This window comes from Clostridium sp. N3C (assembly GCF_900095445.1).
Classification (GTDB): Bacteria; Bacillota; Clostridia; order Clostridiales; family Clostridiaceae; genus Clostridium_AU.
The window spans coordinates 18,298-39,009 of the sequence record NZ_FMJL01000035.1; the positions used below are offsets into that span (position 1 = coordinate 18,298).

26 protein-coding genes are annotated in these 20,712 nt (G+C 31.9%); 22 read left to right on the top strand and 4 right to left on the bottom strand.

What is annotated here, in order from left to right; genetic code table 11:
* Positions 1–34: 34 nt before the first annotated feature.
* Positions 35–850, top strand: coding sequence for a CheR family methyltransferase (locus N3C_RS10045; RefSeq protein ID WP_074365903.1), 816 nt, complete (start codon positions 35–37; stop codon positions 848–850).
* A 12-nt stretch (positions 851–862) separates the two neighbouring features.
* Positions 863–1,888, top strand: coding sequence for a protein-glutamate methylesterase/protein-glutamine glutaminase (locus tag N3C_RS10050; protein ID WP_074365904.1), 1,026 nt, complete (start codon positions 863–865; stop codon positions 1,886–1,888).
* Positions 1,889–1,939: 51 nt separating this feature from the next.
* On the opposite strand, the gene N3C_RS10055 is transcribed toward N3C_RS10050, so the two are convergent.
* The gene (locus N3C_RS10055; protein ID WP_074365905.1) at positions 1,940–2,617 is read right to left on the bottom strand and encodes a uracil-DNA glycosylase; all 678 of its coding nucleotides are present in this window, start codon (positions 2,615–2,617) and stop codon (positions 1,940–1,942) included.
* A 201-nt stretch (positions 2,618–2,818) separates the two neighbouring features.
* Here N3C_RS10055 and N3C_RS10060 point away from each other — a divergent pair, with 201 nt between their 5' ends.
* Both N3C_RS10060 and N3C_RS10065 read left to right on the top strand, forming a co-directional pair.
* The gene (locus tag N3C_RS10060; RefSeq protein WP_074365906.1) at positions 2,819–4,111 is read left to right on the top strand and encodes a ComEC/Rec2 family competence protein; all 1,293 of its coding nucleotides are present in this window, start codon (positions 2,819–2,821) and stop codon (positions 4,109–4,111) included.
* Between the two features lie 232 nt (positions 4,112–4,343).
* A complete protein-coding gene (locus tag N3C_RS10065; RefSeq protein WP_074365907.1) occupies positions 4,344–4,964 on the top strand; it encodes a hypothetical protein in 621 nt (206 codons plus the stop codon).
* Between the two features lie 69 nt (positions 4,965–5,033).
* Here N3C_RS10065 and N3C_RS10070 read toward each other — a convergent pair whose 3' ends face one another.
* Positions 5,034–5,339, bottom strand: a complete 306-nt coding sequence (locus tag N3C_RS10070) for a hypothetical protein (RefSeq protein WP_074365908.1) — start codon at positions 5,337–5,339, stop codon at positions 5,034–5,036.
* Positions 5,340–5,390: 51 nt separating this feature from the next.
* Here N3C_RS10070 and N3C_RS10075 point away from each other — a divergent pair, with 51 nt between their 5' ends.
* The 17 genes from N3C_RS10075 (at position 5,391) to N3C_RS10150 (ending at position 17,018) form a co-directional block, all read left to right on the top strand.
* A complete protein-coding gene (locus tag N3C_RS10075) occupies positions 5,391–5,855 on the top strand; it encodes a hypothetical protein (protein ID WP_074365909.1) in 465 nt (154 codons plus the stop codon).
* Positions 5,856–5,927: 72 nt separating this feature from the next.
* Entirely contained in the window at positions 5,928–6,191 is a 264-nt protein-coding gene (locus N3C_RS10080) for a SemiSWEET transporter (RefSeq protein WP_074365910.1), read from the top strand.
* A 320-nt stretch (positions 6,192–6,511) separates the two neighbouring features.
* A complete protein-coding gene (locus N3C_RS10085; protein WP_074365911.1) occupies positions 6,512–7,384 on the top strand; it encodes a metallophosphoesterase in 873 nt (290 codons plus the stop codon).
* A gap of 52 nt (positions 7,385–7,436) precedes the next feature.
* Entirely contained in the window at positions 7,437–7,820 is a 384-nt protein-coding gene (locus tag N3C_RS10090; RefSeq protein ID WP_074365912.1) for a DUF2750 domain-containing protein, read from the top strand.
* Positions 7,821–7,882: 62 nt separating this feature from the next.
* Positions 7,883–8,506 carry an HAD family hydrolase gene (locus N3C_RS10095; RefSeq protein ID WP_074365913.1) on the top strand — a complete coding sequence of 208 codons (624 nt, stop codon included), beginning with the start codon at positions 7,883–7,885 and terminating at the stop codon, positions 8,504–8,506.
* A gap of 17 nt (positions 8,507–8,523) precedes the next feature.
* Positions 8,524–8,730 (top strand): hypothetical protein, encoded by a 207-nt coding sequence (locus N3C_RS10100; RefSeq protein WP_074365914.1) that lies wholly within the window; start codon positions 8,524–8,526, stop codon positions 8,728–8,730.
* 77 nt (positions 8,731–8,807) lie between these two features.
* Positions 8,808–9,320: an NUDIX hydrolase gene (locus N3C_RS10105; protein WP_178377803.1), complete on the top strand. Its 513-nt coding sequence runs from the start codon at positions 8,808–8,810 to the stop codon at positions 9,318–9,320.
* A 59-nt stretch (positions 9,321–9,379) separates the two neighbouring features.
* Positions 9,380–9,502 carry a hypothetical protein gene (locus tag N3C_RS15445; RefSeq protein WP_278281130.1) on the top strand — a complete coding sequence of 41 codons (123 nt, stop codon included), beginning with the start codon at positions 9,380–9,382 and terminating at the stop codon, positions 9,500–9,502.
* Between the two features lie 338 nt (positions 9,503–9,840).
* The gene (locus N3C_RS10115) at positions 9,841–10,347 is read left to right on the top strand and encodes a GNAT family N-acetyltransferase (RefSeq protein ID WP_074365915.1); all 507 of its coding nucleotides are present in this window, start codon (positions 9,841–9,843) and stop codon (positions 10,345–10,347) included.
* Between the two features lie 34 nt (positions 10,348–10,381).
* Positions 10,382–10,951 carry a GNAT family N-acetyltransferase gene (locus tag N3C_RS10120; RefSeq protein ID WP_074365916.1) on the top strand — a complete coding sequence of 190 codons (570 nt, stop codon included), beginning with the start codon at positions 10,382–10,384 and terminating at the stop codon, positions 10,949–10,951.
* A complete protein-coding gene (locus tag N3C_RS10125; RefSeq protein WP_074365917.1) occupies positions 10,948–11,394 on the top strand; it encodes an ASCH domain-containing protein in 447 nt (148 codons plus the stop codon). The genes N3C_RS10120 and N3C_RS10125 overlap by 4 nt, the downstream gene beginning before the upstream one ends.
* 427 nt (positions 11,395–11,821) lie before the next feature.
* Positions 11,822–12,517 carry a 5'-methylthioadenosine/adenosylhomocysteine nucleosidase gene (locus tag N3C_RS10130; RefSeq protein ID WP_074365918.1) on the top strand — a complete coding sequence of 232 codons (696 nt, stop codon included), beginning with the start codon at positions 11,822–11,824 and terminating at the stop codon, positions 12,515–12,517.
* A gap of 84 nt (positions 12,518–12,601) precedes the next feature.
* Positions 12,602–13,285 carry an HAD family hydrolase gene (locus N3C_RS10135; RefSeq protein ID WP_074365919.1) on the top strand — a complete coding sequence of 228 codons (684 nt, stop codon included), beginning with the start codon at positions 12,602–12,604 and terminating at the stop codon, positions 13,283–13,285.
* A 218-nt stretch (positions 13,286–13,503) separates the two neighbouring features.
* A complete protein-coding gene (locus N3C_RS15325) occupies positions 13,504–13,665 on the top strand; it encodes an aminoglycoside 6-adenylyltransferase (RefSeq protein ID WP_242944082.1) in 162 nt (53 codons plus the stop codon).
* Positions 13,647–13,811, top strand: a complete 165-nt coding sequence (locus tag N3C_RS15330) for an aminoglycoside 6-adenylyltransferase (RefSeq protein WP_242944083.1) — start codon at positions 13,647–13,649, stop codon at positions 13,809–13,811. The genes N3C_RS15325 and N3C_RS15330 overlap by 19 nt, the downstream gene beginning before the upstream one ends.
* A gap of 102 nt (positions 13,812–13,913) precedes the next feature.
* Positions 13,914–15,383, top strand: coding sequence for a methyl-accepting chemotaxis protein (locus tag N3C_RS10145; RefSeq protein ID WP_074365921.1), 1,470 nt, complete (start codon positions 13,914–13,916; stop codon positions 15,381–15,383).
* 165 nt (positions 15,384–15,548) lie between these two features.
* Entirely contained in the window at positions 15,549–17,018 is a 1,470-nt protein-coding gene (locus N3C_RS10150; protein WP_074365922.1) for a methyl-accepting chemotaxis protein, read from the top strand.
* A gap of 110 nt (positions 17,019–17,128) precedes the next feature.
* Here N3C_RS10150 and N3C_RS10155 read toward each other — a convergent pair whose 3' ends face one another.
* Positions 17,129–18,040, bottom strand: a complete 912-nt coding sequence (locus N3C_RS10155) for a metallophosphoesterase family protein (RefSeq protein WP_074365923.1) — start codon at positions 18,038–18,040, stop codon at positions 17,129–17,131.
* A 371-nt stretch (positions 18,041–18,411) separates the two neighbouring features.
* On the opposite strand from N3C_RS10155, the gene N3C_RS15450 reads away from it, so the two are divergent.
* A complete protein-coding gene (locus N3C_RS15450; protein ID WP_278281131.1) occupies positions 18,412–18,546 on the top strand; it encodes a hypothetical protein in 135 nt (44 codons plus the stop codon).
* A 387-nt stretch (positions 18,547–18,933) separates the two neighbouring features.
* On the opposite strand, the gene N3C_RS10165 is transcribed toward N3C_RS15450, so the two are convergent.
* Positions 18,934–20,697, bottom strand: a complete 1,764-nt coding sequence (locus N3C_RS10165; protein WP_074365925.1) for a methyl-accepting chemotaxis protein — start codon at positions 20,695–20,697, stop codon at positions 18,934–18,936.
* Positions 20,698–20,712: the final 15 nt, after the last annotated feature.

The window sequence follows — 20,712 nt, forward strand, 5'->3', positions numbered from 1 at the left end:
AAAAGCGCCCCTTTTTTAAAAAGGGGGGTACGACATGATAAAGATTACGGATAAAGAATTCAAACAGCTGGCAGACTATATAAAGGATAATTATGGTATACATTTAAAAAAGGAAAAGAAGGCTTTAATAATGGGAAAACTTCAAAATCTACTTATAGAGAAGGAGTTTACTAGCTTCTCCCATTATTATGATTATATAATATCCGATAAGAGCGGTAATGCTGTAAATACTATGATTAATAAAATTACCACTAATCATACTTACTTTATGAGAGAATCAGATCACTTTTATTATTTTAGAGATACGGTTCTTCCCTACCTAAAGAAGTCAGAAACTAATAAGGATTTAAGAATATGGAGTGCGGGATGTTCTACCGGTGAAGAACCTTATACCCTTGCTATGCTTATAGATGAATTTTTCGGTAAAGAAAAAGGAATATGGGACACTAAAATTTTAGCCACAGATATTTCTAGCAGGGTCCTTGATATTGCAATAAAAGGTGAATATAGTAATGATAGTATAGGGGCATTACCATCTGTGTGGAGGTTAAATTATTTTAAGAGGCAAAATGATAAAAATAGTATTGTTGTAGATAAGATAAGAAAAGAAGTTATCTTTAGAAAGTTTAATCTTATGGAGCCAGTATTTCCCTTTAAACGAAAGTTTCATGTTATATTTTGTAGAAATGTAATGATATATTTTGATCAAAAAACAAAAATAGATTTAGTTAATAAGTTTTATGATATGACGGAAAGTGGAGGATATTTATTCATAGGACATTCCGAATCTTTAGACCGAGCACACACCAAATATAAATATGTAATGCCTGCTGTATATAGAAAAGAATAGGCAGGTGATGAGATGAGTCTAGATAAAAAAATAAGGGTGCTAGTAGTTGATGACAGTAGGCTATTTAGGGAAGTTTTATCAAGGGGGATTAATTCAGATCCTAATATAGAAGTGGTGGCAACGGCATCCGATCCCTTTGAAGCAAGAGATAAAATTTTAGAATTTAGTCCCCATGTTATGACTTGTGATGTAGAAATGCCAAAAATGAATGGAATAGAATTTATTCGTAGATTACTCCCTCAATATGTTATACCAGTAATTGTTGTAAGTACAGTAAGTGAAGCAGTATTTGATGCAATGGATGCCGGCGCAGTAGATTTTGTTACTAAGCCTGATATTCAATCCCCTAAGGCGGTGGAAGAACTGATTATTGACCTTATAGCAAAAATAAAGATAGCAGCTTCCGCTAAGGTGTCAATAAGACCTAATATTTCTATATCTAATAATAAAACAAGTAATAATATAATTGATTCAAATAAGGTAATTGCTATAGGAGCTTCCACCGGTGGTACAGAGGCTATTTACAATATATTAAGTCGACTTCCAAGCACTGTTCCTGGTATTGTAATTGTTCAACATATTCCAGCGGTTTTTTCTAATATGTTTGCACAAAGGTTAAATTCAACAACTAATCTTTCAGTAAAAGAAGCAGAGACTGGAGATGTTTTAGAGCAAGGTAAGGTTTTAATTGCTCCCGGCAATTATCACATGAGAATTAAAAAGTTAGGAAGCCTGTATAAGGTTGAATGTTTTCAAGGAGAAAAGGTAAATGGACATTGTCCTTCAGTGGATGTTTTATTTGAATCGGTAGCTAAGGAATGCGGCAGCAGAGCTGTTGGCATCATTCTTACAGGAATGGGGTATGATGGTGCTAAAGGCCTTTTATCCATGAGAAGGCAAGGAGCTAGAACTATTGGACAGGATGAGAAGTCTTCGGTAGTTTATGGAATGCCTAGAGTAGCCTATAATATTGGAGCTGTTGAAAGGCAGACTTCCTTAGAAAGAATTCCCGATGCATTACTATCTATGTTAAGATAAATTAAATAGAGCTTTTGTTTGCTATCTAAACCTGCAAACAAAAGCCTATTTTTATATATTTTCTATTTGCCAATCAATAGGACTTTCTCCAATGGAAATTAAAAAATTATTAGCCTTTGAAAAAGGTTTGCTACCAAAGAAACCTCTTGAAGCGGATAGTGGACTTGGATGGGCAGATTTAATTATGTAGTGAGATTTATTAGTTATTAACTTTTCTTTAGATATAGCATTATTCCCCCACAGTATAAATACCATAGGCTTTTCTCTTTCATTGAGAAGTTCGATAACCCTATCAGTAAACTTTTCCCACCCTATATTTCTATGTGAATTGGCTTGATGAGCACGAACAGTAAGTGAAGTGTTCAGCAAAAGCACCCCTTGATCAGCCCATTTTTTTAAATAGCCGTTATTTGGTATATAACAGCCTAAATCGCTTTTTAATTCTTTGTATATATTCATTAAAGAAGGAGGAGCAGGAACGCCGGGTTTAACTGAAAAACTAAGGCCATGGGCTTGATTTGGACCGTGGTAAGGGTCTTGACCTAATATTACTACCTTTACGTCCTGGTAGTCTGTATAGTTTAAGGCATTAAATATATCATATTTATCTGGATAAATAGTGCCTGTGGCATATTCTTTTATAAGAAATGCTCGAAGCCTCTTATAATAATCTTTTTCAAATTCATCCTTTAATAAGTTCATCCAACCTTCTCTTAATTGTACTGCCATGAATTCTTCCTCCCTAGCTATAAAATTATAAATTAATTATAGCAGATTTCTCAAAAGTTACATTAACAACTAAAAATATATTTTGATTTATATATTCCTATAAAGGTATTGCAGATATTTACATTTATAATTATTCGACAATTCTCCACATCTTCATCGAAATATGTAATATAATAATGTTATATGAAAGGAGGTATGTAATTGAAAAAAATATTAAAAAGTAAGTGGTTTATCTTTATAACTTATATAACTTTACTTTTTGCTTTCGCAGGTTGTGGCAATGTACCTATAACCAATCAAGAAACTTCACAAAAACTTGCAACACAAAAAACTGATATAGATCAAAATAAAACTTTTAGTGAAGATGTTAATAAACAGGAAGAAGAGCAACTGGATAAGACTACAACTGTGTCAGAAGAAAATACGTTACAGAGTAAAGGTGAATTGAAGGTTCATTTTATAGATGTTGGCCAAGCAGACAGCATTTTAGTACAACAAGGAAGCCAAGCAATGTTGGTTGATGGGGGAAATACTGGCGATGCCAGTACAATAAAAAATTATCTTACCAAACAAGGAATAAGCGAATTACAGTATTTTGTTGGAACTCATGTTCATGAAGATCATATTGGTAGTGCTGATTATATAATAAATTCTTTTAAGGTTGGAAAGGTTTATTTCCCAAAGCAAAATTCAACTACAAAAACCTTTGGAGATTTTGTAACAGCAGTGAAAAATAAAGGACTAAAGCTCACTGCACCTATTGTAGGAGAAAGCTTTAAATTAGGAGAGGCTACCGTTACTATTTTGGCACCTAATAGCACAGAATATAAAGATGCTAATGATTACTCTATAGTATTAAAAGTAAGTTTCGGAAACACATCATTCCTATTAACGGGAGATGCTGAAACGATAAGTGAAAAAGAAATGATATCTAAGGGCCTTAATCTAGAAGCAACGGTGCTAAAAGTAGGTCATCATGGCAGTGAATCCTCTTCAAGTGAGGCTTTCTTAAACAAGGTAAAGCCCAAGTATGCAGTGATATCTGTCGGTAAAGAAAATAGCTACGGACATCCATCTCAGGATGTGATGAACCGATTAAAGAGCAGAAATATACCAGTATATAGAACCGATGAGCAAGGAACCATAGTAGCAACTTCTAACGGTAGTGAAGTTACCTTCAATACTAATGCAGGCAGCTACAAAGGAGTGGAAGGATCCGGGGACGGTTCAACAAATAAGATAGAAAATAAGACCTCAAATAGCACAACCAGTAATACAACAAATAATAAAAGCAATGGCACAAGCAATAATAGTTCACAAAGTAACTCAAATAGTTCCGCAAGCAAAATAGTGTATTATACTCCTTCAGGAAAGTCTTATCATTATGATAAAAATTGCAGAACCCTTTCCAGGAGCAAAACTATACTGGAAACTACCTTAGAGGAAGCTTTAAAATCAAAGCATTCAGATCCTTGTGATTTTTGTGTACATTAAGAAAGAATAAGTGTTTGTTTATAAAAAGTTGATGGATAAAGTTGAAAGCTTTTTCTGTCAACTTTTGATTTTATAGATGGAAAGATAATGATAGATATTATGGTAAAAATTGACGTGAATTTTCAGAGTCAGTATAATTATTATTGTATAATGGATATATTTATTTTCACATGATAATATATTTATAAGAACCTTATGCTGAAAAAGTTGCTGTAAAGAAAGGAAAATTAATATGAGCAAAATTCAAACAAAAGAAATAAGACAATTTGTTAATAAAAATTTAAGTACAAAGTTTTTTAAAGAGAATATGCTTGATGGAAGGAGTCCATATTATATATTGGACTTTAGCTTAAATTTATTTCCTGCCACTGAAGAAATTAAAAAGAACTTAGAAGCAACTATGATAAAGAATAAAGAAAAGTGGGAAGCTGAGAATGCTTTGGTGGAACAAGAAAGCCATATTGATAATTTATACAATATGCTTAGAAAACCGATGAATCCTATAGCGTCCGAAAAGCTTATATTAAAGTTGATGGAGAATAAAGAAACTATTATTCCACGGCTGCTAGAAGATTTAAAGAAAAGTGGAAATGACATGTTTATTGAAAATGGAGCTAGAATCATTGTTACCTATGGACAGGAGTATGCTAATAATTTGGCAGAAATAATAAGTGAAATAAAGTATCCTTATTGTGAAGCGGTAATGGCTTTTGTGTTAGGGAGAATAGGAAGAGAGGAACATATAGAAATAATATATGATTCTTATAAAAGGCTTATGAGCAATACTTTTGATAGATACTATCAAGGACCTTTACTTGGTTTATATCATATGAAAAATAAATATGAATTTTAAATAGCTTTAAGGATAATATAAACAGTTATAAAGATTGGGGATATATTTAAGGCAGAGCCCATGTATTTTTTACTTATGATCTAATATAAAATATTGAAATTTTGTTAGGGCATTAAGTTTCTTATTATAATGGGCTATTTCCCCTTGTATTTTTCTTATTTGATTTTTTAACTGATTATGTTCCTCTTTTAATTTCTCTAATTCCTGCGAAAGACTATTCTTTTCTTCTTGTTTTTTCTCCAAAAGGGGCTTATAAAGGGCCTTAATTATATTGCTCTTATTGCTTTCGAATTTTATGCTTTCTTCTGTTTTGTCTATTAAGGATTTTGTAGTATATAGGATTTTTGATATACTATCCTTTAAAGAGTCTTTCATAAAAATCACCACCATATATTAAAATAATTCTTTCAACATAAAGGAGCATCTATGAAAAAGAGAGAAAACAGTAACTTAAAGTTTCTTAGTAATTTCTATTATAAATTAAAAGAAAGAAGGTTAAAAGACCTTGAGCAAAAGATCCAAAATCTCAAGGAGGAGATTGAAAAAGAAAAGCTTCTAAAGGATAGGAGTGCAGTTTATCTAGACAAGCTTCTTGAAGAAAATAAAGCTCTAAAAGAACATTATGAACAACAGGTAAAATTGCTAGCAAAAAGGAACAATACTATTACCTTAAAGAACAATAATTATAATGTAAAGCAGTGGGAAAACTTAACCTTGGCCAAAATCGGTTCTAATTATGCTATACAAACTAAAGCAATGGAAACCTTATATGTCTTTGAGGATGATATGAAGGACTTTTTACAGCTGCTACAAACTTTGGATTATAGTATTATTGTCCTCTCTGTAGATAGTAGCAGAGTTGTGATTCAGTTTAGAATAAAAGAAAACTAGATAAAATTCGACAAGACATAGGTAAATAATGCTCTTTATGTGATATAATAATCTCCAGGAGGAGATAAAATTATGGTAATATTTAGTTTTGCTGCTGCTGTTTTAACTACTTTATCCTTTGTTCCTCAAGCGGTTCAAGTTATAAAAACTAAGGATACAAGAAGTATATCTTTAGTTATGTATATTATGTTCACTCTTGGTGTGCTTTTTTGGTTAATTTATGGACTAGCAATTTCAGATGTTGCTTTAATAGCAGCAAACGCTGTAACTTTTATTTTTGCTGTTATTATATTAAGCTACAAAATTATAAACGTTAGGAACGGCAAAGATAAATAGCAAAAGCATAATTTATCTTAGGAAGAAAATGGTTTTATACAAAGGATGAAGTATAGAAAAAAGACTAGGAGTAGCTCCTAGAAAATAGGTTATGTATTTGAGTCTTTATAGGGTTCCATTACTGAAATTAACTTATACATTCACTGAATATGAAATTGTAAAGTATTTTTTAGAATATATAGGTTAATAGTTGAAGTGGGAACCCTATATTGGTTTTTAAATAAGAACTAATAATTGCAATGATTGTAATGATTTATTAACATGTTTTTAAAGTGTAGATTTAAAGGAGTTCTTTAGTAAAACTTATGATAGGAGGCCAAATGAAAAAGGGACAAAAAAGATGGTATGTAATTATTTTGACAGTGATATTGCTTTTTATCATAGAATTGGTAGTAAGCAATGAAATGATTACTGTCACTGAAAATGTAATAAAAAGTTCCCAAGTACCAAATAGCTTTGATGGTTTTAAGATACTTCAAATATCAGATTTACATAGCAAAGAATTTGGAAAAGATAATAGAAGGTTGCTAGAGGTCATAGATAAAGTAGCTCCAAATCTCATTGTAATCACTGGAGATATGATTAACAGCAAAGAAACTGATTTCAGTGTTTTCTATAAGCTAGCAGTATCGTTGGTGAACAAGTACCCTGTTTATTATATTGTAGGTAACCATGAACAGAATTTGAATGAGGAAGCTCTAGAGGAAATGCTGGCTTACATTGATGGTTTGGGTGTACAAGTCCTTGATAATGAAAAAATTACTATAGAAAAGGAAGGGAAATCAATAAACTTTTATGGTTTATGGTTTCATCTTAGGTATTATAGGGATTTGTCAAATGAAAATACGAAAGAATATTATTTTGGAACAGAACAGATAAAAAAGATATTAGGAGAAGCTGAAGAAAAAGACTTTAATATTCTTCTTACACATAATCCAGTATATTTTGATACATATTCTACTTGGGGAGCAGATTTAACCCTTAGCGGTCATATGCACGGTGGTATGGTAAGGTTGCCCTTTGTAGGTGGTTTGGTTTCTCCAGAAAAGGAGCTCTTTCCTAAATATGATGGAGGACTTTATAAGGCTGGAAGTAACAGTATGATAGTTAGCCGGGGATTAGGTAGTGGCAAAGCTGGATTTAGATTTTTCAATAAGCCAGAGTTAGTGATTATTACTTTAAAATGCATTTAATTATTTACAGTATTTATTTAAATTAAGGGTACTGGCATAAAGGAGACTTGTTATGGATTATAGTGAGGTTGAAGAGGTATTTTGCTTAAGGGCAGATAGAAAGCATATTTATTTTTTAACTAAGGCAGTAGAGACAGAGTGTGTTTACGGACTAAAACAAAATAATGAATGGATAACAATTAAAGATTCTAAAGGTAACCTTGCTATGCCTATATGGCCATCTTATGACTTTGCACGCTACTGCCAGGAAAATCAGTGGAAGGATACTCAGATAGAGTCGGTGGACTTATATGAATTTCTAGAATATTGGCTGTTGGGTATGAAGAGAGATAAGTGCAAGGTTTTACTCTTTGCAGATACCGCTGGCGGTGGCTTTTCTATAGATGCTGAGCAATTAAAGGATGAGATAGAAGATTTACTGGGAAAGATAAGTTAAGTTATAATGGAGTATATAGATGTTTTTCTATTTATCCTACTAAAGCTAACGGAGGAAGAGTTATGAATATTGATAGTATAATTTTTGATTTAGATGGTACCCTGTGGGATTCAACGGAAGGGGTTCTTGAGTCTTGGAACCAAACCATGGAAAAGTTCAGTGAAATCCGAAAGGAACTGACAGTTGAAGATATAAAAGGCGTAATGGGCTTAACCATAGAGGACATTGCAGTAAAGTTATTTCCAGATCTAGATGATAGACAAAGACTTAATATAATTAAACAATGCTGTGAGGATGAGTGTAAGCTTCTTGAAGTGAAGGGAGGAGTTTTATTTCCTAAGCTTGAAGAGGTCTTAAAAGAACTGTCTAAGAAGTATAAGCTTTTTATTGTAAGCAACTGTCAATGTGGATACATAGAGGCCTTTTTTAAAGCTCATAAGCTTGAAGAATACTTTGTAGATTTTGAGAATCCTGGAAGAACAGGTTTAACTAAAGGGGAAAACATAAAGCTAGTAATGGAAAGAAATAATTTAAAGAGTTCTATCTATGTTGGAGATACAGCAGGAGACCAGAAGGCGGCAAAGGTTGCAGGTATACCTTTTATTTATGCTAGGTATGGTTTTGGAGAAGTTAACGAATATGACTATATTATGGATAGCTTTGAAGAGCTTTTAGAGATAGTATAGAAAAAACTATTAGTACAATGATTTTAGTTAAATTAAGGATGTGGTTAAAGAGGCCATGTCCTTTTTATTTTGATGAAAATAAATTTTCATGGTCTTGGAGTGTAAGATTAATAGTGGTATTATATTTAGTAATCAAAATTGGAAAAAGGAAAGTGACCATGGAATTAGAATTTACTCTTCATGAAATGGTGCCTTGGGAAGGTTTGGAGCCTAATGCCTTATGAAAATTATGCTTGTATTATTGTTCAATAATATTTGGGTATATATAAAAACTTTATTATGTTTTATGGAGGAGGTCATTATGGAATTATGGGATATATATGACAAAAACAGAAATTTAACCGGAAGAACTATGGAGAGAGGCGGTGAGTTTGCTAAAGGCGATTTTCACCTTATAGTTCATCTTTGTATTTTCAATTCAAAAAATGAGCTGCTGATTCAACAACGACAAGCATGGAAAGAGCAATGGCCTAATATGTGGGCTATTACTGTTTCTGGCAGTGCCCAAGCAGGAGAAAGTAGTACTCAGGCTATTGAAAGAGAAACTTTTGAAGAAATAGGCTATAAAATTGATTTGTCAAAGGAAAGACCTTTCTTTACTATTAACTCTGAACATGGCTTCCATGATTATTATATTGTTGAAAGGGAAATAGATATTAAAGATTTAAATCTTCAACATGAAGAGGTACAAGCAGTGAAATGGGCAAGTAAGGATGAAGTTTTAAAACTACTTGAAGAAGGAAAGTTCTTAAAGTATTGGTTTATAGAGCCTTTGTTTGATATAAGAAAGCATAGAGGGCCATACAGAAAGTAGGTAATGAAGATGATAATTAACTATGCAGAGAAAAGTGATTTTCAGGATATAAGTTACTTTTGACATCTACCATGTCTAACGAAGAAGCCCAGCATTTCTATAGAAAATTTGACTATAAGGATGCTGGTAGCTTATTATTAGACAATGAGCCTTTAGAGATAATTTTTACTAAAGTTCTATGACATTAAGGAAGCTATAGAGTATTGTATAAAAAATTAATTTCCTGATGTAAGTTATTTTGAAAAAATAATTAGTGAAAAATGATTCTGCAGAATACAGCGAGGATAAGATATATAAAGCATATTTCCTTTATAAATGATGATTTGAAAACAAAGATATTAAATACCTGTATTACAAACTTCATCAGAAAATCATATTGCAAGAAAGACATATGAATCTATGGGGTTTATTAAGCAAGAGGATTATTGCTTTGAATTTATATCTTAATATAGTTTTCACTTAATCAATTTAATAAACTATTGTTTAAGAGCATTTTTGTGAAATAGAATGGGGTATAGTTATGAATATTAAGATTAAAGAACTTTCAGAGGATTTATTTTTCACTACTGTAAAAATGATTACTGAATTTTTTAATTATCATAGGGGATTAAATAATGCTCCTAAAGAATATTGGCAAACTGATGAAGATTCTAAAGAGACTTTGGAGGAATGGAAAAAGGAAGGCCATATTTACAATATATTTTTAGATAATGAACCCGTTGGCTTTTTTTATGTAAGATTTGGTGGACAAGATGTAGCTTGGTTAGAGGATATTTTCATATTAGAACAGTATAGGGGTAAGGGCATTGGTAAACTTACTATGCAAAAGATAGACGAATTAATGGCTCAAAAGAAAGTGGTTTCAATGTTCGTGGATGTTGTACCACGAAATAGTAATGCTATAAAACTATATAGAGAATTTGGATTTGATCATTTGAATTTAATCCAGCTAAGAAAAAACTATGATAAAAGATTGGATAAGGATGAAGAAATAGATTTATTAGGATTTAATTTTAAAAAGTATTAGTCATACAATGAAGTATGAAATGAGAGGTGTTTTTATGGATATAAGTATTGATCTTTCAAATATCACTTTAGAAACGGATAGATTGCTTTTGAGGCCTTGGCAGGAAGCAGATTTAAATGACTTGTACGAATATGCTTCTGTGGAAGGGGTAGGAGAGAGAGCAGGTTGGAGGCATCATCAATCCATTGAGGAGTCAAAGGCAATATTACAGTCTTTTATTTCTGGAAAAAATGTATTTGCGCTTGTTTATAAAGAAAATAATAAGGTAATTGGTTCTCTAGGCTTGCATAGGTCCTGGGCAAACGATGATAGCAACTATGCAGATTTAACTGTTAAAGAAATTGGCTATGTTTTATCTAAAGATTACTGGGGAAAGGGGTTGATGCCTGAAGCGGTAAAGGAAGTAATTAGATTCTGCTTTAAGGAATGTAATTTAGATGCCGTAACTATAGGCCATTTTACCTTTAACAATCAGTCTAGAAGGGTTATAGAAAAATGTGGCTTTAGATTTGTAAAGAATAGTGAGTTTTATGCTAAACACTTGGAAGTAACCTATGATGATATGAAATATATTTTATTTAAAGAGGATAGTGATCTTATATGAAGGCAGAAGAAATGTGGAATTTATATATAAAAAGCAACAAGGTGAAAAATAAGACCTATGAAGCTTGGAGTTTTGGAGCAGACCCCTTAATGGCAACGGAGCTTGCAAAACTTGTGGTGGAAGGTATCAAAACAGCTACTGCATCAGCCTATCCCTTGTACCAACTTGAAAAGGAACCTTTGCCTCCAGTAGGTGGGCTGAATATTATTTTAGATGGAGATAATAATGCTGTTTGTATAACAGAAACAACTAAAGTTTACACTTGTCCTTTTATAGAAGTATCAGATAACCATGCTTTTAAAGAAGGGGAAGGAGATAGGTCCTTATCCTATTGGAGAAAGGTGCATGAAGACTTTTTCTCAAAAGAACTTAAAGAATATGGCCTTGAATTTGATGAGGAAATGCTAGTAGTTTGTGAAGAGTTTAAAGTTGTTTTTAAATAAGAATCTTTGATTAAAACACTTTTATTTGTCAATAATCATAAATAGAGGTGTTTTTTATTTCTTTTACTAAGGAAGCCTGTGACATGATAATAAGAGTAGACTATGGTTACAAAAGCTATGAATATATAACGGAGTTTCAGACTAAGAGTGATGAAAGTATAGCCATCAGGCTTTTTAGATATAGTTTTTATTTAAAATAGTTAAAGTAAGATAGATATGTTCGTTTACAATGAGTTTACTGTAGCTATGACTAATTTAACGAAATAATTATTAGGAAAGATAGATAAATTAAATATGTTATAGTGGTAGCAACTATCTGAAATAATAAACGGATAGTTGCTTTTTCTTTATATATTTTTGATGAAATGGTATAATTTTATATGGATATTATTTACAAATAAATAGGCAATGAAAATGGGGGAGGGTCATGAAGATTGGGTTAATAAGCGCAACAGAAAGAGAGATAATGCCTTTTATAATGAACAAGATGACAAATAAAATTCAAATTGAAGAGGCTATGTTGAAATTTTATACTGGACTTTATGAAGGATTAGAAGTAGTAGCGGTGTTTTCTGGAGTATGCAAGGTTAATGCAGCAATTGCAACACAAATACTAATTAGTAAGTTTAAGGTTACACAACTTATATTAACAGGAGTGGCAGGAGCTTTAAGACAAGAACTTAACATTGGAGATATAGTTATTGGAAATGAAATAGCATATCATGATGTGGTGCCGGGAATTTTAACAGAATATCATCCATGGATGAAGGATATATATTTTAGGCCAGATTCTAAAATGTTTGAATTATGCAACAAAGTAGCTCACTCTTTATCCTTGCCATGCAAATGCTATACAGGAAGAATTATTACTGGAGAGGCCTTTATTACACATAATGAAAGAAGGGACTTAATAGAAAGATTTAATCCCCTATGTGTTGATATGGAAAGTGCTAGTGTTGCCCATGTTTGCTATGCTAATAGTGTTCCATTCCTAATTATTCGCTCTATATCAGATAGTGCAGATGAAAGTGGAGCAGAAGATTTTGAGATTAATATGGCAAAGGCAGCTCTAAATTCTCTTGAATTAGTTCAACTTCTTTTAAAAGCCTTATCAAAAGATTAAAAAGTCATATATGAAATAAGTTTGTAGTTAATAAGCATTAGCAAAAGTATATAAATTTAAAAATAATCAAAGTGGGGTTTCGGTATGAGAAAGGATATAAAGGTCATATACTTTGACCTATTCTTTACTTTGATCAAACCGAAGAATAATGCTTTTAGGAACGAAAATGATGTATTAGGAATAACAGAAGAAGAGTGGGAACGATATGCAGAAGATAAGGAATTGTACAGAAGAAGAGCATTAGGGAAGGTTAAAAACCCTGATAAGATAATTGATGATATACTTGCTAAGATGAAAATAAAGGTTAGCCAACAGCAGAAGAAGGAAATTTTAAGCTTAAGGGAAGAGAGATACAAAAGAGCTTTAATAGAAGTGGAACCTAAAGTCTTAAAGGTACTGGATAATTTAAAAGCAAGAGGGAAGAAGCTTTGCCTAATTAGCAATGCTGATGTTATCGATGTAATGCATTGGCATGAATCCCCCTTAAAGGATTTGTTTGATGAGACCATATTTTCCTATGAAGTAGGCTACATAAAACCTCAATTAGAAATATATTTGCGGGCCTTAGAAAAAATGAAGGTTGATCCTGAAAGCTCTATTTTTATTGGAGATGGTGGCGCTGATGAATTGAAAGGGGCAAAAATGTTAGGTATTAATACTGCCTTAACAGTTTACTTGCTAAAAAGAGATATAAAGCAGCATAATGCTATAAAAAAATATGCTGATTACTATATTGAGGACTTTGAAGATATTAATAATATACTTTAAGGAAATGGAGGCTTATGAACAGAAAGTTACAGTAACTAGTATTTTTTTTACTTTTTTTCGTATATAATATAGTTGTATTTTGTAATAATTTCAGTTTTTTGGAGGGACAATGAGAAGTGAAAAAGAAATGTTTGAGTTAATCTTGGGGGTAGCCCAAAAGGATTAACGGATTAGGGCAGTTTATATGAATGGGTCAGGAACTTCAGACCAAAGAATATATGAGAAAGGTATATTTTGAGGATAAGCTAACAATTCCTCTATTAGACAAGGATAATTGCTTGCCAAAGATAGAGAAACCTAGGGATGAGAATTATTGGGCAATGTATGTTAAAACTTATTCTGATAGCAATAAAGATAATATATGGGATCAATGTTTGTAGCAGGAGACTTGTTCCGTATTCTAGGTAAAGAGGTGGGGGAATACTTTGGATTTACCTATCCTGTTAATGATGATGCAAATATGACAAATTATTTAAAATCAGTAAGGATGTTATCGTTAGATGCAAGGGATATGGAAGGGATTTAAGAAAATATTATTTTGAAGTGTTAAAGGTAATGAGGGGCAATGGAATATTATATTAATATAATATATCTGTAAATTATGAAATAAGGAGGATGTGAAGAGGCTATGGAAAAAGAAAACTTTTTGGCTAACCATATACATAGGGTCAACAAAATTTTACTTACTGTCATGTGCGTAATGATTGCTTTAATTTTTATAGCAACATTACAAGGTGCAATTAAATTGGGTATTAACTTTGTAGTGCTTGTATTAGGTTTAATAGTTGCTGCAGTTCTTTTCAAACTTAAAAAGTTTGAATACCAAATAGGTAGTATTTTAAGTTATAGTTATTTCATTTTTGTCGTATTAAATGTTATTTTTAGCAAAAGTTTAGATTTGTTTTTAGGTTTTATAATTATCAATGTTTGTTTTATTACATTGTATTTAAACAAAAAGCTTCTTCTTATTTATGCAATTATATTAGATCTTTTTGCTGTAAGTCTTGGATTTTTACTACCAAAGGAACTTATGGCGAAGAATATTACAGATACTGCTACTGTTAACATTTGTATAATAATTTTATACTTTGTTGTAAAGTGGGGCGGAGAGTTAATTGAAAAGGCAATTAATAAGGAAACAGAAGCGGTAGTTTCTGCGGAAGAAACTAATAATATTATAGGGTTGATAAAGAAAAGTTCATCAGACTTAAAAGCTAGCATAAATAATTGCAATGAAAATCTCCAAGCCCTTAGAGAAGGAAGTAGCGGCATAATAGCGGTGATGAATGATGTAACAAAAGGAATTGTTGAGCAAGCCTCCAGTATTACAGATATCAGTAATATGATAAGCAAAGCTGATGATGGCATTAAAGAAATAGTTAAAAATACAAATAAGATGTCAGAGGTTTCTGTAAAAACTAGTGAGGTTGTAAAAGAAGGCGCTGAACACATATCTGATATGGATAAGCAAATGGATATAATTAAGCATGTTATTAGCCAGTCCTTATCAACAGTAACAGAGCTTGAAAAATCCATGGATGAAATTAATAAGTTCTTAACTGCTATTACTCAGATATCGGATCAGACCAATCTTTTAGCTTTGAATGCTGCAATCGAAGCTGCTAGAGCAGGAGAACAGGGTAAAGGCTTTGCTGTTGTAGCAGAGGAAGTTAGAAAACTGGCTGAACAGAGCTCAGAAGCTGCTGGATTTATTTCCACAATAATTAATGAATTAAAGGAAAAGACTACTTCTGCTTTACAGGAGGTAAAGGGTGGTAATGAGGCCGTTAAAGAAGGAGAGATAATAGTTGATAAGGTGAACAAGAACTTTGACAACATAAAGCTTTCCTTTGACAACATAGATGATTGCATTGAAGAAGAAGTAAAGATTGTTGAAGTTACTAGTGAATTATTTAAGAGGGTACAAGAAGAAGCAGAGAGCATTGCAAGCATTGCTCAGGAACATTCAGCCTCTACAGAAGAAATGCTAGCAACACTTTCTGAGCAAGATAACAATATTGAGAAGATAAGTGATTTGGTGAAACATATAAAGGATTCCGCTGAAGAATTGGACGGTATTGCAAAAAAGAGAGTTTAAATATGATAATATTGGGTATATTTTGAAGGTAAATCCAAAAAAATAAGCCTCGGTAGCTTTTTTATAAGCAACTAGAGGTTTAATTTTATTTAAAGGCACTTCATAATTACTTGATATGAACGATAATATATATAATTATACTAAAATAAAGGAAGTGAAGTGGCAATGGAAAAAAATGATATGTTATCTCATCATGTAAATAGGGTTAATAAAACTATACTCTATATAATGTGTGGAATGGTTGTACTGGCTTTGATAGGAATAGCAACTGGTGCGGTTAAATTTGGTGTTAATTTTATAGTGCTTATATTAGGGATAATAGTTGCTGCAGTTTTATTTAAACTTAAAAAGTTCCAATCACAAATAGGTAATATTTTATGTTACAGTTATTTTATTTTTATTATAATGGATGTTATTTCTAACAAAAACTTAGAATTGTTTTTTGTTTCAATAATTATTAATGCTTGTTTTTTTGTATTATATTTGAATAAAAAGCTTCTTATCACTTATGCAATTGTATTAGATATGGTTGCTGTAGGTCTTGCATTTTTGCTACCAAATAATTTTATAAATGAAATTATTTTAGATGTCTTTGTAGGTAATATTTGTATTTTTGTTCTATATTTTGGTGCAAAATGGGGTAACGATTTAATTATATTAACTATCAAAAAGGGAATGAATGCCACAAGTGCCATAGAAGAAACTAACAATATTGTAAATTTAATAAAGCAGAGTTCATCAGATTTAAAGGACAGTATAAACAATTGCAATGAAAATCTTCAAGCTCTTAGAGAAGGAAGTAAGGGCATGATGTCTGCAATGAATGAAGTAACAAAAGGTATTGTTGAACAATCCTCCAGTATTACAGATATCAGCAATATGATAGATAAAGCGGATGATGGAATTAGAGAAATAGTTAAAAATTCAAATAGAATGTCAGAGGTTTCTGTAAAAACTAGTGAGGTTGTAAAAGAAGGCGCTGAACACATATCTGATATGGACAAGCAGATGGATATAATTAAGCATGCTATTAGCCAGTCCTTATCAACAGTAACAGAACTTGAAAAATCAATGGATGAAATCAATAAGTTCTTAACTACAATTACCCAGATATCAGATCAGACTAATCTTCTAGCTTTAAATGCTGCCATTGAAGCTGCTAGAGCAGGAGAACAAGGTAAGGGCTTTGCCGTTGTAGCAGAGGAAGTTAGAAAATTAGCTGAACAGAGCTCAGAAGCTGCCGGATTTATTTCCACAATAATTAATGAATTAAAGGACAAGACTACTTCTGCTTTACAGGAGGTAAAGGGTGGTAATGAGGCCGTTAAAGAAGGAGAGATAATAGTTGATAAGGTGAACAAGAACTTTGACAACATAAAGCTTTCCTTTGACAACATAGATGATTGCATTGAAGAAGAAGTAAAGATTGTTGAAGTTACTAGTGAATTATTTAAGAAGGTACAAGAGCAAGCGGAAAGTATTGCAAGCATAGCAGAGGAACATTCAGCTTCTACAGAAGAAATGTTAGCAACAATTTCAGAACAAGATAATGGTATGGAAAGTATAGGAAACTTAATGGAAAAAATAAAGGATTCTGCTGAAGAGTTAGAGAGCATTGGAAAAGGTAGAGCTTAGATAGGTGAAATTAGAACTTATTTTACATAACTATAAATGAGGAAAAGTATTTAGTAGAAGAAAATATACAGCAAAATAAACCTTAGTGGCTTTTTATAAGCACTAGAGGTTTATTTTTTATTCTTTAAATCAAAGAATTCTAGCGATCTAGGTCCTCTTAAAATTTTTCTTTTGATATGAAGTTCTCCAGATAAATTTGTTCTTATTCGCCATTCTATTAATTTTATTTCCCCATTTTCTATTTCAATACCCTGTATACCGCTAGCTCGAACACAAGAACCGTCATTAAAGTATGGTAATTCATTATTTTTAGGAAAGTGTGGTCTATGAGTATGGCCACAAATAATCATAATCTTGTTTGCCTTAATCCAGTGTTTGTAAATTCGTTCAATCTTATGGATTTGTTCTGAATTTTTTACGGGGCTTGCAGGATTAATAAAGCCTATTGAGTGGAAAAATTTCCAGAAGTATCTTACAGTAAGCATATTAAGGCCCCATAGTTTGTCATTCATTATATCTCCCTGATGACCGTGTATCGCTAGTATTTCCTGGCCAGTATTTCTATGCTTAAACACTACTGCTTCATGTATCGTTAATCCAGGAAACAATTCTATTTCTTCCTCATTGTAATCATCGTAGAATTTATAATAATTCTTTTCTATAAAGCTTTTATATTTCAAGCATATATTGTGATTACCATAGAGCATAATCAATTTATTGGCGTCGTAGAACTTTTTTAATAATGTATATACTTCATCGTGGGCCAGCCTTATATGTTTAAAATTAGAGTGCTCCCAAAGCTCTTCTCCATCGCCTAGCTCCACATAGGTATAACCATTTCTAAAATAGTATTCTAAGGCAAATAAATAAATATTTTGATTTTTAGCAAATTCATCTGATGGGGTAGCATCTCCCCTATGACAGTCACTGAAAAATATATATTTAGAGCTTTCATCAAAATATTCGATTTTAGCATTTTTGTAAGCCTGAGTTAATCTCTTTTCTGCCAATCGTCTTCCCATAATAGAGCCCCTCTTTATATCCTTAAGTAAATTAAATATATTGAGTCTTCGAAAGATTTTTCATTAATCTTATATGGTATTTAAATTTTGCTATGACACACCACAACCTTTTTATTAGTTTTAGAGATTTGAGTGTTAATAATACATAAAATAAATAAAAAAGTATAAAGTTAAAATCAATAATGCACAAAGTAACAATAGTTATAAGATCATATATGGCCTGAAAAAGGCAATAAAGTATAAATTATGTTGATATTTAATATATAAATTGGTGATATAAACATTAAGTGGAATATTGGCTGGGATATTTGGATTTTTATTTTCCTAAATTTAATTGACATGTTCATAAAATAGTTAGGAGATACATTGCTATGAGTAAAGATGAAATTTTATGTGTTGAAAAGATTTATAAGACTTATGAAAATGGGCAAAATCAAGTAGAAGCATTAAACAGTAGTAGACAGGATACCTGGAAGTTATTCAAATGCTTTAGTGGATTGGAGTAATGAAAAATTTATTGATGAAAAAACTGAAATATCAAAGATGGATAATATTTATAGTTGCCTTATTAGTAATATTACTTTCTGTAGTTTTTGGTGTATTTAATTTCAAGTGCTAGTATATACATTCATTGGGGTAATAATAGGTGTAATTTAATTTCGTTGATGTTACTGATTATGGAAGGAAGCTCCTTTTTAAGTGTTAACTACACTATGATTTTAGTGATAGTGTTTGGATTGTTGCTATGTAATTTAATAGTTTTTCTACCACTATCTATTTCTCTTTCAAATAAAATAGGTAAATTTATACTTAATAAAATAAAGTTACCCCCAAAGGTTAGAGTTTTAGGTCTAACTTTTGGGGGTATGTATATTATTAATGCTTGTTTAATTTTAAACTATAAATTTGTCTATTTCCTTTTGCAGTTTAGATGAAAGCTCTGCTAAATCCTTAGCGGAAGAGGCTATTTGATGAATAACAGAGGTCTGCTCCTGAGTAGATGCGGATACTTCTTCTGTGCTGGATGCTGCCTCCTCTGTAAGTGATACTATACTGCTTGCTGCTTCTACTGCTTCTGTAGCTCTTGAACTAAGTAAATTTGATGATTCAACAACTTGTTTGATTTTATCAGTTATAGTATCAACGGATATAGAGATTTCATTGAATACATTTACAGTTTCCGTTAAAGCTTTTTCTTGTTCTGCCACAGCTACACTGGATTTATTTATTTCTATAACTGACTGGTCTATACTATCTTTTATTTCTGCTATTATATCACCAATTTGCTTTGCTGAGCTACTGGACTGTTCTGCAAGTTTTCTAATCTCATCTGCTACCACTGAAAAACCTTTACCTGCTTCCCCAGCTCGAGCTGCCTCAATAGCGGCGTTTAATGCCAAAAGATTTGTTTGATCTGATATGCTGTTAATTACCTCTACTATATGGCCTATTGTATTTGATTTTTCTTCAAGAATAGCTATGACTTTGTTGACCTTCATAGCAGCTTCTTTAGTTATCATTGTTTTTTCCTCATTACTTTGAACTATTTTTTCTCCAGTGTTAACGATTTCGTTTGCCTTTAAACTAAGCTGCTTGGAGTTTTCCATTTCTTCATTAATTTTACTAAGTCCGTCTAATATTTCACTTAATTTAGCGTTACTATTTTCAGCATATTTGGCCTGGTTTATAGAAGCTTCTGCAAGTTCATTTGTGGTAAGGGCTATTTGCTCTGAAGCTGTGCTAATCTCATTTGATGAGGCTAAGATTCCTTGGGATGATTCTGATACAGCAAAGCTTAGCTCTTTAACACCTTTTATTAGAGTCATCATATTGTTCATCATATTATTAAATGCCTTTGAAAGCTGTCCAGTTTCATCTTTGTTGTTACAATTGCTTCTCACAGTTAAATCTCCTGCTTCTGCTTTTTTGAATAAGGCAGTAAGGCTAACAATAGGTTTACTAATTCTAAATCCTATTATAACAGATGCAATTATAGCAATAGCCAAGATGGTAAATAAAAGAACAGAGAGTAATATCATAATTTTACTTGTATTTTGTGATATTTCCTCTTCTTTTAATGCGATTTCTTTATCTATATCATCAATATAGTTGCCAGTTCCGATTACCCAATTGAAAGGCTCGAATAGTATACTGTATGCTCTCTTTGGAGAAGGTTCAGTTTCGCCCTTTTTAGGAAACCAATATTCAGAAAAGCCACCACCTTCTTGCAAGCCATTATTAATTATTTCTTGCATATAGAATGTTCCATTGGTATCTTGGAGATTATATCGATTTGTACCTTCTGTTTCACTTCCTAGAAGCACCACATTTGTACCATCAGGGGTATCAGCCCAGAAATATCCTTCCTTTCCATATCTTAGCTCTCTCAAAAGATCTGCTCCAAGATTTAATGCTTCCTCATGAGTAAGTCTGCCTTTTTTCTCCATATCACTTATTTTTGTTAACATACTTATTGCAGTTTCAACTTGAAGTTTAGTCTTTTGATCATATTGATCTCTTAATGTTTGATCCAATTCCGAAAGATAATTGTTATTAGCGGTTATGATACTGATGATTGAAGTTGTAGATAAAGTAGCTCCTAAGATAAGGCAGATTGCAATAGACATTACAATAATCTTGTGACTTAGTTTTTTCATAGCACTAACCTCCTT

Excerpts from the sequence above, each read along its gene's own strand:
- N3C_RS10045 (WP_074365903.1), top strand. The coding sequence starts at position 35 with ATGATAAAGATTACGGATAAAGAATTCAAACAGCTGGCAGACTATATA.
- N3C_RS10050 (WP_074365904.1), top strand. The coding sequence starts at position 863 with ATGAGTCTAGATAAAAAAATAAGGGTGCTAGTAGTTGATGACAGTAGG.
- N3C_RS10055 (WP_074365905.1), bottom strand. The coding sequence starts at position 2,617 with ATGGCAGTACAATTAAGAGAAGGTTGGATGAACTTATTAAAGGATGAA.
- N3C_RS10065 (WP_074365907.1), top strand. The coding sequence starts at position 4,344 with ATGAGCAAAATTCAAACAAAAGAAATAAGACAATTTGTTAATAAAAAT.
- N3C_RS10070 (WP_074365908.1), bottom strand. The coding sequence starts at position 5,339 with ATGAAAGACTCTTTAAAGGATAGTATATCAAAAATCCTATATACTACA.
- N3C_RS10075 (WP_074365909.1), top strand. The coding sequence starts at position 5,391 with ATGAAAAAGAGAGAAAACAGTAACTTAAAGTTTCTTAGTAATTTCTAT.
- N3C_RS10080 (WP_074365910.1), top strand. The coding sequence starts at position 5,928 with ATGGTAATATTTAGTTTTGCTGCTGCTGTTTTAACTACTTTATCCTTT.
- N3C_RS10085 (WP_074365911.1), top strand. The coding sequence starts at position 6,512 with ATGAAAAAGGGACAAAAAAGATGGTATGTAATTATTTTGACAGTGATA.
- N3C_RS10090 (WP_074365912.1), top strand. The coding sequence starts at position 7,437 with ATGGATTATAGTGAGGTTGAAGAGGTATTTTGCTTAAGGGCAGATAGA.
- N3C_RS10095 (WP_074365913.1), top strand. The coding sequence starts at position 7,883 with ATGAATATTGATAGTATAATTTTTGATTTAGATGGTACCCTGTGGGAT.
- N3C_RS10100 (WP_074365914.1), top strand. The coding sequence starts at position 8,524 with ATGATTTTAGTTAAATTAAGGATGTGGTTAAAGAGGCCATGTCCTTTT.
- N3C_RS10105 (WP_178377803.1), top strand. The coding sequence starts at position 8,808 with ATGGAATTATGGGATATATATGACAAAAACAGAAATTTAACCGGAAGA.
- N3C_RS10115 (WP_074365915.1), top strand. The coding sequence starts at position 9,841 with ATGAATATTAAGATTAAAGAACTTTCAGAGGATTTATTTTTCACTACT.
- N3C_RS10120 (WP_074365916.1), top strand. The coding sequence starts at position 10,382 with ATGGATATAAGTATTGATCTTTCAAATATCACTTTAGAAACGGATAGA.
- N3C_RS10125 (WP_074365917.1), top strand. The coding sequence starts at position 10,948 with ATGAAGGCAGAAGAAATGTGGAATTTATATATAAAAAGCAACAAGGTG.
- N3C_RS10130 (WP_074365918.1), top strand. The coding sequence starts at position 11,822 with ATGAAGATTGGGTTAATAAGCGCAACAGAAAGAGAGATAATGCCTTTT.
- N3C_RS10135 (WP_074365919.1), top strand. The coding sequence starts at position 12,602 with ATGAGAAAGGATATAAAGGTCATATACTTTGACCTATTCTTTACTTTG.
- N3C_RS15325 (WP_242944082.1), top strand. The coding sequence starts at position 13,504 with ATGAGAAAGGTATATTTTGAGGATAAGCTAACAATTCCTCTATTAGAC.
- N3C_RS15330 (WP_242944083.1), top strand. The coding sequence starts at position 13,647 with ATGGGATCAATGTTTGTAGCAGGAGACTTGTTCCGTATTCTAGGTAAA.
- N3C_RS10145 (WP_074365921.1), top strand. The coding sequence starts at position 13,914 with ATGGAAAAAGAAAACTTTTTGGCTAACCATATACATAGGGTCAACAAA.
- N3C_RS10150 (WP_074365922.1), top strand. The coding sequence starts at position 15,549 with ATGGAAAAAAATGATATGTTATCTCATCATGTAAATAGGGTTAATAAA.
- N3C_RS10155 (WP_074365923.1), bottom strand. The coding sequence starts at position 18,040 with ATGGGAAGACGATTGGCAGAAAAGAGATTAACTCAGGCTTACAAAAAT.
- N3C_RS15450 (WP_278281131.1), top strand. The coding sequence starts at position 18,412 with ATGAGTAAAGATGAAATTTTATGTGTTGAAAAGATTTATAAGACTTAT.
- N3C_RS10165 (WP_074365925.1), bottom strand. The coding sequence starts at position 20,697 with ATGAAAAAACTAAGTCACAAGATTATTGTAATGTCTATTGCAATCTGC.